Annotated in this window: 11 protein-coding genes; 4 read left to right on the top strand and 7 right to left on the bottom strand. The window is 46.8% G+C overall.

Going from position 1 to position 12,616, the window contains the following annotated elements; genetic code table 11:
* Positions 1–72 precede the first annotated feature (72 nt).
* The gene (locus GC130_RS14785; RefSeq protein ID WP_151999106.1) at positions 73–534 is read left to right on the top strand and encodes a DUF6702 family protein; all 462 of its coding nucleotides are present in this window, start codon (positions 73–75) and stop codon (positions 532–534) included.
* Between the two features lie 6 nt (positions 535–540).
* Here GC130_RS14785 and GC130_RS14790 read toward each other — a convergent pair whose 3' ends face one another.
* From GC130_RS14790 to GC130_RS14805, 4 genes are all read right to left on the bottom strand, one after another.
* Positions 541–1,869, bottom strand: coding sequence for a M20 family metallopeptidase (locus tag GC130_RS14790; RefSeq protein ID WP_151999107.1), 1,329 nt, complete (start codon positions 1,867–1,869; stop codon positions 541–543).
* A 141-nt stretch (positions 1,870–2,010) separates the two neighbouring features.
* Entirely contained in the window at positions 2,011–2,451 is a 441-nt protein-coding gene (locus tag GC130_RS14795; protein ID WP_151999108.1) for a hypothetical protein, read from the bottom strand.
* 68 nt (positions 2,452–2,519) lie between these two features.
* Positions 2,520–5,264: a hypothetical protein gene (locus GC130_RS14800; RefSeq protein WP_151999109.1), complete on the bottom strand. Its 2,745-nt coding sequence runs from the start codon at positions 5,262–5,264 to the stop codon at positions 2,520–2,522.
* 88 nt (positions 5,265–5,352) lie between these two features.
* Complete coding sequence (locus GC130_RS14805; RefSeq protein WP_151999110.1) at positions 5,353–6,507, bottom strand: class I SAM-dependent RNA methyltransferase; 1,155 nt, start codon at positions 6,505–6,507, stop codon at positions 5,353–5,355.
* Positions 6,508–6,800: 293 nt separating this feature from the next.
* Here GC130_RS14805 and GC130_RS14810 point away from each other — a divergent pair, with 293 nt between their 5' ends.
* Both GC130_RS14810 and GC130_RS14815 read left to right on the top strand, forming a co-directional pair.
* Complete coding sequence (locus tag GC130_RS14810; protein ID WP_151999111.1) at positions 6,801–7,292, top strand: DUF4494 domain-containing protein; 492 nt, start codon at positions 6,801–6,803, stop codon at positions 7,290–7,292.
* 34 nt (positions 7,293–7,326) lie between these two features.
* Positions 7,327–7,491: a type II toxin-antitoxin system HicB family antitoxin gene (locus tag GC130_RS14815; RefSeq protein WP_151999112.1), complete on the top strand. Its 165-nt coding sequence runs from the start codon at positions 7,327–7,329 to the stop codon at positions 7,489–7,491.
* A 56-nt stretch (positions 7,492–7,547) separates the two neighbouring features.
* Here GC130_RS14815 and GC130_RS14820 read toward each other — a convergent pair whose 3' ends face one another.
* Genes GC130_RS14820 through GC130_RS14830 form a run of 3 tightly spaced genes read right to left on the bottom strand, consistent with a single transcriptional unit; the run spans position 7,548 to position 10,967 of the window.
* On the bottom strand, positions 7,548–8,297 hold the full coding sequence (locus GC130_RS14820; RefSeq protein WP_151999113.1) for a succinate dehydrogenase/fumarate reductase iron-sulfur subunit: 750 nt from the start codon (positions 8,295–8,297) through the stop codon (positions 7,548–7,550).
* 38 nt (positions 8,298–8,335) lie between these two features.
* Positions 8,336–10,267 carry a fumarate reductase/succinate dehydrogenase flavoprotein subunit gene (locus GC130_RS14825; RefSeq protein WP_151999114.1) on the bottom strand — a complete coding sequence of 644 codons (1,932 nt, stop codon included), beginning with the start codon at positions 10,265–10,267 and terminating at the stop codon, positions 8,336–8,338.
* Between the two features lie 13 nt (positions 10,268–10,280).
* Positions 10,281–10,967: a succinate dehydrogenase cytochrome b subunit gene (locus tag GC130_RS14830; protein ID WP_151999115.1), complete on the bottom strand. Its 687-nt coding sequence runs from the start codon at positions 10,965–10,967 to the stop codon at positions 10,281–10,283.
* Positions 10,968–11,167: 200 nt separating this feature from the next.
* Between GC130_RS14830 and GC130_RS14835 the strand changes: the two genes are divergently transcribed.
* Positions 11,168–12,571 carry a T9SS type A sorting domain-containing protein gene (locus tag GC130_RS14835; RefSeq protein ID WP_151999116.1) on the top strand — a complete coding sequence of 468 codons (1,404 nt, stop codon included), beginning with the start codon at positions 11,168–11,170 and terminating at the stop codon, positions 12,569–12,571.
* Positions 12,572–12,616 lie beyond the last annotated feature (45 nt).

The following is a 12,616-nucleotide window of genomic DNA, read 5'->3' on the forward strand; positions in this document are numbered from 1 at the left end:
TCAAAAGAGTTAATCCCCAGAAATATTGCTTGATCCCAAAGTATATTTTTTGTGCTATCTTGTAATGTGCAAGTGCTAATTTTCATCATAGGATTTTTTGGAGCCGACCACGGTCTCTACGTGTCGGTGACCAACGTGAAGTATGCAGGCAACGATACCTGGGAGGTAAGCTGCCGGCTTTTTAATACTGACCTGGAGGATGCTATTCGGGATTTCTCGGGAGAAAGTGTTTCGCTTCGAACCGATGGCGATATCAAAAAATCGGAAGCGCTTGTTGCCAGTTATATCAAAGCTAAGGTGCATTTCATCACTCAGCAGGGAAACGAGCTTGCACTGAAATGGGTAAGCGGCAGTGCAGAAAACGATACTGTTTGGTCATACTTCATTGTAGAGGGGATGTCGATTGACGTGGTGGAGAATAGCCTGCTGGTCGAGCTTTTCAGCGACCAGGAAAATGTGGTTGCCATCGAAAAGAATGGAGAGAAACGATACCTGCGATTCAATACCGGCGTCAAACGGCTTCAACTTGAATAGCTTTTGCTATTTCCCGCCTTTGAACAAATCAAGCAGGCCAGTGCTGGTTACCTTCACGCCCGTTGCTATCGATGTTTCAATAGCTGGGTAGTAAAATGGTGAATGAAGGCCGGGCAATGACATTTCGCCTTTTGCCACTTTCGCTGTTCTTTCTGCTGGCACTGTGCCCAGCCAGAAGAGTGTAGTGGGTACCTTATGCTCCGTTTTTCCATACCTCGAAAAGTCCTCAGCCACCATTTGTGGTTCTGCTGCCACCACATTGTCTGCTCCAATCGCCTTGACAGCGGCCGCTGATAACCGGTCGACCAATGCTTCATTGTTAAAGTTGGCCGGGGTGAAAGTCTCGGGGATGATTACCTCTGGGTATTTGTCTTCAGGAAGTCCGGCTGAGATCGCCACACCCCTGGCTATTTCTTTGATTCTCTGGTGAATTTTTAACCTTACTTCTTCTGTGAAAGTTCTTACGGTGAGCTCCAGGGTCACTTCATCAGGTATAATATTGTATTTGGTGCCGCCCTTAATAACCCCAACCGTCACCACTGCATTGTCGAGCGGGTTCAGGTTTCTGCTCACAATAGTTTGGAGCTCCATTACCAGCATAGAGGCCATTACCACCGGGTCAATCGACATGTGAGGCGAGGCCCCGTGAGCACCCTGGCCAAATACTTTGATGCTGATGGCCTCTGCGTTGGCCATGGTATAACCTTTGCCAAAGCCAACTTTGCCTGTTGGTATAGTGGGGCTACAGTGAAGACCTACTCCGTAATCCGGCACCGGAAACTTCTCGTACAGGCCAGCCTCCAGCATGAGCTTGGCGCCCGCACCAATTTCTTCAGCAGGCTGTCCAATCATCACCAGCGTTCCTTTCCATTGACTTTTCATATCCACCATCGCCTTGGCCGTGCCCAGCCACACGGTCATGTGCATGTCGTGTCCGCAGGAATGCATAGTGCTCACTTGTCCTCCCGTGCCATCAGCTACAACCACCTGACTGGCGTAGTCAAGGCCGGTTTTTTCGACCATAGGCAAAGCATCCATATCGGTGCGATACAACACTGTAGGCCCTTTGCCGTTTTTCAACACACCCACCACGCCGTAGCCACCCATGTTTTCTGTCACTTCAAAGCCAAGCTTACGCAGCTCAGCAGCCAGCGTTTTTGAGGTTTGCTTTTCAGCCAGCGAGAGCTCGGGGCTTTGGTGCCTGTCAAGGTAAAATGCTTTAAGCTCAGCCATGTGATCAGCGACAAAGGCATCGAGCGCCTGACTGCCGGGGCCTGAAGCAAGCAGGGAAGACGTTATGAACAGAGATGTGAGGAAAAGAGAAGCTTTGCGCATTGGTGGGTCATTAATGAAACAGTAAAGTACTTCATGAATGGCGGATTCTCAAATCCAATTTGATAATCGGGGGGGTGAAAAAAAGAAGGCCGCCAATTGGCAGCCTTCTAATAAATATAGCTGACTAAAACATTCCCTAACTCAATTGCTTGCTTTAACTGCCGTTACTTCCACCCAGTAGTCCGACTCCTTTACTTCTTCAATGCTGGTTCCCGGATAAGGGAATACATTCACTAATGTTATTTCATAGCCCAACACAACGGCCGATGTCTTTGGGTCTTGTGGGTTAGTAGTCAGGGTGAAAGTTTCCGTTTTTGACTCAACCCGTGCTTGCATTTCAACAGTTACCATGCCTTGCCATATGCACATGGCATTGGCCGGACACCGTGAATCTTCTACAAGCTTCTTAAAAGTGAGTTGCTCTCCAGCGGTGGAAGTAATGGTTTCTCCCAGCTTAATCGCCAAGGTGTCGGAAGCTGTTTCCGTTCCTTCCAGAGCTGAATTGATCTCTTCCTTTCCGCAGCTCATGCCTACGCAGACGATGGCTACAAAGACGCCAATAATTCCTAATGCCTTCTTCATATCAAAAAATGTTTCCTAAAGGACAGCCGAATCAAAGAATAGGTTGGAGGCAGCAAAAGAAAACTACACTACTTTTTCAGGGTAAGTATGGAGAACTCATTCTCGTAGTTTTTGTAAATTTTATACAAACCCTGTGATTCATAAAAAATGATCGCCACCTCGTTCATGGTTTCTGCAGGCCTGAAATTTACGAGATTTCCCTTTTCGTCATACAAGTAGCTGAAGGCCTGCACAGGATCGTTGACAATGAAAAGCTTGCGTCCCCCGCCAAAATCGTAGAACTGAGAACTGGCAATGCCGCTGGACAGATAGTCTTTTTCAAAGAGCACTTTGCCAGCCTGATCTACAATAGCAATTCTGTTGGCATCCTGCCTTGTAAAAATGTAGCCGTTGCCTGAAGCTTCAGGCACGAGCTTAAATTTTGACTGAGCCGATGGCCGGTAGAGCTGCTCCCTTTGCAGCACTTTGCCAGCGAGATTGATTTGAATAATTGACCCATCATCGGTAATCGTCGTTAGTTTACTATTCGCATTCGTTGAGCCCGCTTCAGCAAATACCGGATTGTTTACCGGGGCTTTGAAGTCTACCGGGAAGCCCGCCACGGGTTGTGCCCGCCGGTTGAATACCCGCATGATGCCATTGCTTTGCAACGCCACGAGAAAATCCTGTCCTCTCACCCTGATATGCAGAGGGGAGGAGGCAAGCGGGTGCTTGATTTCCTTTGGGTTCCACCCTTCCAGCACTTTCCCATCTTTGTCCGATATATACAAATCGCCCCGGGTGTCGGCGAAGAAATAGCGATAATTTTTGCTCTTGTCGTAGTCGACCAGATTGAAGTAAGCGATTTCTGTTTTGCCCTTAAACTCTACAGGAAAACCAGGAAGATACTCGCCTGTTCGGTCGATGGCATAAATGTATTTGGGGGTGGAAAACAGGTATTGCAGTTTGCCGTTTTTATAGTAGTCGATCTGAAAGACCGGACTGATGATTTTCCCTTTGATAGAGTCGAGCCATAAAACTTCCTGATTGGCAGATAGCAGGTAAATCATCTGGGTGGAATCCTGAACCAGCGTTTCCAGCGTTTTGTCGTTGTGGTTGCGAACCACAAACGGTTTTGAGATGAGTGGCTGGGCAAAAGTCACGGAGTTATCGGCCAGCAGAGGTTTTTGCGCCCCTTTTTGTGCCGCCTTTTCCGTTTGCTGCAGCATGATGCTGGTGTAGAACTTGTCTTCGATAAAAGACCATTGTATGGCCATCAGGTCAATCGACTGAAGGGTGGACGAAGCATCCGTAAACTGCTGCTTCCAGGCATCGTCCAGGTTTTGTTGCCACAGATTCCAGGCCCTGGGTGTGTGAACGAACACACTGAAATTGGCTTCTCTCAACGTGTTGTCTAGAAACGAATTGATTTGCACTGACTTTCCCCACGTATTTTCGTTGGTTATATCGTCGATCACGGTTTTCAGTATTTGCACTGAACCCGCCCCAATCAAATAGTTACGGTAGCCGGTGTAGTACAGTGACGAAAAACCGCTAAAGGGCTCGCCAAATAATTGATAGGGGAATTCGTCAATCTCAAGCTGCCCAATCGTGAAATCGGCGTATTCTTCGTAGTAAAGTGTGTCTCCCTGCGACTTGTTGATTCTCTCTGAAAGCTCCCTGAACTGTTGAAGACTTTCCGGCAGATCCTCCATCTCCATGTAAACTACCTTGTCAGGATCATGACCTAAAGAAGATTCCTGCAACGAAACGCCTATATGTCCACCAATACCCTCAAAAAAGGAGGCAATATCAATGTCCTGATCTTTCAACGTTGTGCTTCTTAAATCGACCAATTCAGGCTCGTTTGTTTGCCAATAGGATATCATCTGAGTGTTCCAACGCTCGGCAGACTCAAAAGTGAGGTTAAAATAAACAGCGGTTCGGTTGCTCACTACCTCTTCCATTTTTAGGGAAAGTGCAGGGTTGTTGATAAAGCCACTTAAGTAGCCTGAATAGTCTTGCGGTATCAACGTAAAGCCATTCATTAGTAGCTGTGGCTCGGTTACTTTGATGTCGAGAAAAGATGATGAACCCAGGCTGGCTGTTGTTCTCAGGTCCAATAATTTTTCATTAATGAACGTATCTCCCAGCCTATCAAGCTTGTCGGTGTTGACGTACAAATTACCCTGATCATTTTGTAATCTGGAGAGGGTGAGAAGTCCAACGTTCTTGTCGAAAAATCCCAAACCAGCAGTTTCAATATTTCTGACTGCATCTTCCACAAGGAAGGGGGTGAAGCTCCCTATGAAGAAGTTTTTGTAGTAAATGAAGGTGAACAGATCTTTCGTTTTTTGTGACCTTAGTTCGCTAATGGTGTAGCCCTGGTAAGTTCTGTTGGAAATGGTATATCCGTTTTTCTCTGAAAAGTAGGCCAGGATGTCATCCATTTTTCCCCGGCTATTCAGCGTAGGCAAGTCTACGAGAAGAAGGAAGTCTAGCGATTGGCTGCCTACGCTGTGCAGGCTGGCCAGGAAAGTCTTGTCGTTGAAAAGCGTGGCTGTTTGCTCATTTCCTCCCAAAATCGTATCAAGCTTTGAAAGCATTTGACCGGGACGCTTGAATGCAGCAATAGACTGGAGCCCTTTCCCAATATTCGACGACGTAAACGCTGCCCAGGCATTAATGGGTGAGGTAGATTCGTAAACGGCCAGCGCATTGTCAGGAACCAACGTCCAGAGGGAAATATTACCCCTTTCGAAATAGGTTTTATAGGCAACAAAGGCCCCGCCACCAATTACCAGAATAATTATAAAAATAATGAACCTCTTCAATGGAAAGTTGGGTCTACAGCATCAAATTCAATAACGAAAGTTAAGCAACAAATTGCTTCGAATACACTTTGCTTCTACAAACGGAAACCTAATTCTTTTTGGAGCCTTCATACATATCGTAGGCCACCAGCCTGGAATCGATCTTAGCATTGAAGAACGGCCATTTGGCTGACGAGCGAAGCCCCACCTTTTTGATCAGATTGAGGTTGCCTGTGAATATAAAACCTCGTTTTCCCTGGCAGCGCTGCTTGAAAAAGTCGCCAATACCTTTGTAAACAGCTTCAAGCTCCGATTCTTCTCCCATGCGTTCCCCATATTCAGGATTGAGGATAATGATGCCTTCACCATCTGGAAGGGTAGTATTTTCGTAGGGGCAAAGCTCCCATTTGATCATTGAGGCCACACCTGCTTCTGAAGCATTGGTGCGGGCCGCTTGCAGGGCTTTCATGTCTCGGTCGCTACCAATGATGGTCACGTTTATTTTCGCATTCACCTTTGATTTGGCGCTGGCCAGCATTGTTTTCCAGGCGTTGTTGTCAAACCCAATGAGGTGTTTAAAACCGAAATTGTGTCTGTTCAGTCCGGGCGCAATATTGGCAGCCTTTAGGGCCGCTTCGATGGCGATGGTGCCGCTACCACACATGGGATTGATGAGTGGAATCGACGGGCTCCACTCAGTTGCCTGCACAATAGCTGCCGCCAACGGTTCGGCTACTGGTGCCTTGAAAGGCATTTTCCGATAGGTATGCTTAGATATCGTTTCACCGGAAGTATCGATGTATACAGTGCAGTTTTCCCTGTTCCAAAAGAAGTAGACCACAGCTTCGTTGAAGTCGTTACCGGAATCTGGTCGACGGCCCGTTTTCGATTTGATTCTGTCAACAATTGCGTCCTTGGCTTTTAGGTTTGGATACCTGGTGTCGTTAATCGACTCATGCTTGGCGAATGAGTGGATACTGAAATAACCGTCGTTGGGAATGATGGTTTCCCATGGCATTTCAAAAATATTCTTGTACAGCCCTTCCGAATCTTTCAGTTCAAAGCTGCCCATCTCCCAAAGGATGCGGTTACCGGTGCGGAGGTGCAAATTCAGGTACATGCAGTCGTGCAGGGTGCCCTCAGTTACCACATGCATATTGGCTTCTTCAGTTACAGGAAACCCCAGGCTTCTGAGTTCGTTGGCGGCAAAAGGAGGGAGGCCGGGATGGCACTGAACAGTGATTTTTCTTTTAATATTCCACATAAGTGTGCAAAGATAGTTATTAAAGTCGGAGAGTGGGAAGGGGAGACAGAAGATCGAAGACGGGAGCCGGAAGACCGAAGATGGAGGCTGGTGTCGGCACGGCTAGTCGGCACCTTGGGTCGGGGCCGTCAGACACTGGAGGGTTGCACGCCACCTAAATATTGTGACTCGTGAAATGCTCAGCTTGCGGTCGATGTGGTCTTCTGAAAAAAGCCAGACAGTTTTGGTGGAGTGCCTAGCCATTTTCCGGAAGGATGCCCTATCTTTGGAGCCCAATAAAAAACAGAGGTATTATGCGTATTTGGTTTGTTTGCAAGGCGAAGTATCAGAAAGAAGACGACGAAGGTCATTTGAAAAACACCACAGAAACTTATCTGCTCGATGCGGTAAGTTATACTGAGGCGGAGGCCATCATGTACGAAAAGCTGAGCGAGCGGGTAAGAGGTGAGTTTGTGATCACCAGCCTGACCAAAAGCCGCATCACCGATGTGTTCCTGTATGAAGACGCCGACTTCTGGCACAAGTGCAAAATCACCTATTTCGTCACCGATGCTGACAGCGGCAAAGAGAAGAAGGTAACGAACCTGATGATTGTAACCGCTCACGATGTAAAAGATGCTTATGACCGCATCCATCAAAGCCTGAACAATATGCTGGTAACATTCCGAGTGCCGGAAGTGGTGGAAACTTCTATTGTCGAAGTTTTTGCCTACGGACAGGATAACGAGGAGGAAGAAGAAGTTCCCGCTGGTTTTAAGCCGGTGAGTGAGGTGGAGGAGGATTGATTACTTTATCATCAAATTGTGTTAACTTTTGGATATGAAACTTACCGCAATAATTGAAAAAGCAGAGGATGGATGGTATGTAGGCCAGATAGAAGAAGTTCCAGCCGCTATTAGTCAAGGAAAGACAATTGAAGAGTTGAAAAGCAGCTTGGTGGATGCGCTTAAGCTTTTGTGGGATACAGACACAATAAAAAAATGATAATTCTGTAAATAGAAAAGGGGCCGAAGCCCCTTTTCTATTTAAGTCAAATATTTCTAAACGTTCTCTGAAGTCAATCTCGCTCCAATAAAATCCCGGTTCATTTTGGCAATGTTAGCCAAAGGAATCTCCTTGGGACACTCAGCTGCACAAGCGCCAGTGTTGGTACAGGCTCCAAAGCCTTCGGCATCCATTTGAGCCACCATATTTTCTACCCTCGTCTTAGCCTCCACCTTGCCTTGCGGAAGTAAGCCGAGGTGGGTCACTTTTGCCGAAACGAAAAGCATAGCAGATGCATTTTTACAAGCTGCAACGCAAGCTCCACAGCCAATGCAGGTAGCCGAATCCATCGCTTCATCAGCTATCTTTCTTGGAATTGGAATTTCGTTAGCGTCAGGCACACCACCAGTGTTCACAGAAATATAGCCGCCTGCCTGAATGATCCTGTCAAATGCACTGCGATCAGTCACCAGGTCTTTGATGACGGGGAACGCCTTGGCTCTCCATGGCTCAATCCAAATAGTCTGGCCACTTTTGAAGCTGCGCATATGGAGCTGACAAGTAGTGGTTTGCTGAGGGCCATGAGGCTTGCCATTAATATACAAGCTGCACATGCCGCAGATGCCTTCCCGGCAGTCATGATCAAAATGCACCGGCTCCTCGCCCTTTTCTTCCAGCCCAATGTTCAGCACATCAAGCATTTCAAGAAACGAAGACTCATGCGATATATCTTTCACCTCGTAGGTGACAAACTTGCCTTCGGTATTGCTATTTTTCTGTCTCCAGATTTTTAATGTTAAATCCATGCTTAACCTGTTAAAAGTTAATCGTTAATAGTTATCTGTTACTTATAGCTGCGTTGCGTTAGCTTCACATTTTCGAAAACCAAGTCCTCCTTGTGCAAAGTGGCCTTTCCCGGGCCATTGTATTCCCAGGCAGCTACATAAGAGAAGTTTTCATCGTCTCTTTTGGCTTCTCCTTCTTCAGTTTGGTATTCTTCTCTGAAGTGTCCGCCACAAGATTCGTTGCGATTCAGTGCGTCGTCTATCATCAACTCACCAAGCTCCAGGAAGTCAGCCACTCTGTTGGCCTTTTCCAGCGACATGTTCAACTCGTCGCTTGTGCCCACAACTTTCACATCCTTCCAAAACTCATCTCTCAGCTCCTGCACCATTTTCTTAGCCTTCTTCAAGCCTTCCGCAGTTCTCGACATGCCACAGTAGTCCCACATAATGTGCCCAAGCTCCTTGTGGAACTGATCCACAGGCTTTTTGCCATTGATGGAAAGAAGTTTTTCTATCTGGCTTTTGACGCCAGTTTCAGCTTCTTTGAATGCTGGGTGATCCGTTGATATTTTGTCAGCAGGGTTTTGTGCGAGGTAGTCGCCCAGGGTATAGGGAATCACAAAATAACCGTCGGCAAGGCCCTGCATGAGAGCAGAAGCACCCAATCGGTTAGCTCCATGGTCAGAGAAGTTAGCCTCCCCAAGTGCATAGAGCCCGGGCACGTTGGTCTGAAGATTGTAGTCTACCCAAAGGCCACCCATTGTATAGTGCACCGCCGGGTAAATCATCATTGGCGTTTTGTAAGGGTTTTCCCCAACAATCTGCTCATACATATCGAAGAGGTTGCCATACTTTGCCCGGATGGCGTCTTCTCCGTCTCTTTTTATAGCATCTTTAAAATCGAGGTATACGGCGAGGCCGGTAGATCCTACGCCTTTGCCATCATCACACACATCTTTTGCATTTCTTGAGGCTACGTCACGGGGAACGAGGTTGCCAAATGAAGGATATTTTCTTTCTAAGTAGTAGTCACGATCCGCTTCAGCAATGTCGGCCGGTTTTACTTCTCCTTTCCTCACCTTCTCAGCCGTTGCTTTGTCTTTTGGCACCCACACACGACCGTCGTTGCGGAGCGACTCAGACATCAGCGTGAGCTTCGACTGGAAGTCGCCGTGAACGGGGATACAGGTGGGGTGAATCTGCGTGAAGCAAGGGTTGGCAAACAAAGCCCCTTTTCTGTGTGCTCTCCAGGCTGCCGTTACGTTGGAGCCCATGGCGTTGGTAGAAAGGAAGAAGACGTTGCCGTAGCCACCTGTGCAAAGCAATACTGCATGGGCACTGTGTGACTCTATTTCGCCGGTAATTAGGTTGCGTGCCACAATACCACGTGCCTTGCCATCTACCATTACCAGGTCAAGCATTTCTGTGCGTGGGTACATCTTCACTTTGCCGTTGGCTACCTGGCGGCTCAAAGCGCTGTAGGCACCAAGTAAAAGCTGCTGGCCTGTCTGGCCTTTGGCGTAGAAGGTACGTGACACCTGAGCGCCACCAAATGAACGGTTGGCGAGCAGTCCGCCATAGTCACGGGCAAATGGAACGCCCTGGGCTACACATTGATCTATGATGTTGACACTCACCTCAGCAAGCCTATGAACATTGCCTTCACGGCTTCTGTAGTCACCACCTTTAATGGTGTCGTAGAAAAGCCGGAATACGCTGTCACCATCATTTTGATAGTTTTTGGCGGCATTGATACCACCCTGGGCAGCGATACTATGAGCCCTCCTTGGGCTATCCTGAAAGCAAAAGGACTTCACATTGTAGCCGAGCTCGGCCAATGAGGCTGCAGCTGAGGCACCAGCCAGGCCGGTACCTACCACAATCACGTCATATTTACGCTTGTTGGCCGGGTTAACCAGCTTCACATTGAATTTATGTTTGGTCCATTTCTCAGCCAGTGGGCCTGCAGGTATTTTGGAATCTAGCTTCATATATCGATGATGATTAACCTAAACTCTTGATGTAAATAAGGATTGGAATAAGGGCAAATACGGCCGGAACGATAATGGCGTAGCCTTTACCGATAGCCTTGATGGCCGGTGTATATTTCACATGATTGAGACCCAGCGTTTGAAACGCACTGGCAAATCCGTGAGACAGGTGAAAGCCCACAAAGAACATGCTCACCACATACACTGCTGCATACCATATATTGCTGTAAGCCGCTTTCACAACCAGAAACACATTGGGCATTGTTTCACCGTCATACGTGATCATGGGAATGCTGTCGTTTTTGAATTCCCACCAAAAACCTTTTAAATGGATCACCAGGAAAACCAATATCAGTGTGCCCAGAATACCCATGTTGCGGGATGTCCATGGACTGTTGGTGCTGGCGGCAGAATAACCATATTTTACTGGCCTGGCTGTCTTGTTTATCCTCGAAAGCCAAATGGAGTAAATGACGTGAATGACAATAAAAGCAAAGTTGAATTTGGACACCAGTTGGATAAAGGGATTGTGTGCCATCGTGTGCGCATATATATTAAACGCCTGCCCTTCGTCGTTAAAAATTAACTGGATATTTCCTGCAAGATGAACAGTGAGGAACAGAATGAGGAAAAGCCCGGTGAGCGCCATAAGGAGCTTTCGGAAGATGCTGCTTTTTAGTGAATCAGTTAACCAACTCATATGTTTTTTGTATTACACAAACGTTTTAAATAGAACCAGCCAAAGGTAATTCCCGAGCGGCACTTTACCAATCCGCCTGTCCTATTTTGAACGCTTCTAAATTTATCCATTGGGGGAAGCACCTGGTTCGTTGTTTATTGATTGATTACCCGGGCTACAACCAGCCGTAAAATGGAATTGTTTTATCTAAAATAGACATTATGAAAGTCATCGCTTGCTTTGCAGCTTTCTTGTTGGGTTCTCTCAGTTGCCTGTTTGCCAGCCATATCAGAGGAGGGTATATCAGGGTAGTGTCGGGTAGCGGTTCATTGACGTATAAGTTTGAGGTGATTGGATTTACCGACACAGGCTCTTCTGTAGGTTTTGGCGGAGGTGAGCTGGATTTTGGGGATGGGACGACTATCAGCCTTGAAGGTGGTGATGCTACCCACGAAACTATTTTGCTGGGCAATGAAACTTCACTTACCAAATACGCTATTAGCCACACCTACCAGGCACCGGGCGCTTACACAGTCAGGGTCAAAGAATTTTTCCGCAATGCCAGCGTGATAAATATGGAAAATTCGGCCGAAACGCCCTTTTTCGTTTCTACGCAAGTGATCGTTGATCCTTTCTTTGGCGCCAATTCCACTCCGGAGTTGGGCGTTTTTCCAGCTGTTTTTTCCAGGGCTGGAAGTCGTTTTTTCAGTTCCGTTGGTAGCAAAGACGAGCAGGGTGATAGCCTAGTCTATAGTTTGGCTGTGCCTTTGAGAGATTTTGCTGAGGAGGTAGATAGCTACCGATGGCCGAATGATATCTCATTTTATAAGGGGGAAAATCGTGATGACAAGCCTGTTTTTAAACTTGACAAGCTTAGTGGTCAGCTGACCTGGGATACCCCTGAACTTGCCGGAGAGTTTGGCATCGCTTACAAAGTCATTGAATACCGAAAAGTGGACGGTGAAGTCCACAAGTTGAGCGAAACTACGGTCGACTTACAAATTATCAATGTGGAAAGTGACATGCTACCCCCCAATATCGATTTTGACTATCAGGTTACATCAAATGGAAGGATTGATTTTACAGTTGGTTATGAAACAATGGTTGCTGACTCGCTCGAATGGAGCTTTTACTCTAGTGGTTTATTAAGCTGGGATGGAGCGGATATTGATGGACATCAGCTTGCAGATACCATTGTCGGGGGTACCGGTTTCAATGGGTTTGCAGCATTGCCTCAGTCGGCTACTAAACCCGTCTATTTTGTGCTGGCGGCTCGCAGCTTAAACAGACTCAATCCTTTTAAAACTGTTAAATCGTTTGCCGTTAATCCAACCGGAGAAGAATATGTGATTAATGCCGTCGGTAATCCGAAGGAGGCGGTCATTTTACATACTTATCCCAATCCTGTGGCTGGCACAATGATTATTCAATTTCCAGTAATGCATTCGAACAAAGTGCAGGAAATAGAGCTTATTAATACTGCCGGACAAAGTATTTTAAAAACCGGCATTCCCATTAATGGTAATTTGGCTACCTTGAACACTGAAGACCTACCTGGAGGAATTTATTTGCTTCGCACCTATCTGGGCCAGCAAATTTATTATTCGAGATTTATAAAAGAGTAATACAAAAAAATACTTGCAACCGTTTAGATGAAACAAGTGTTTACT

Source organism: Imperialibacter sp. EC-SDR9, from assembly GCF_902498805.1.
GTDB lineage: Bacteria > Bacteroidota > Bacteroidia > Cytophagales > Cyclobacteriaceae > Imperialibacter.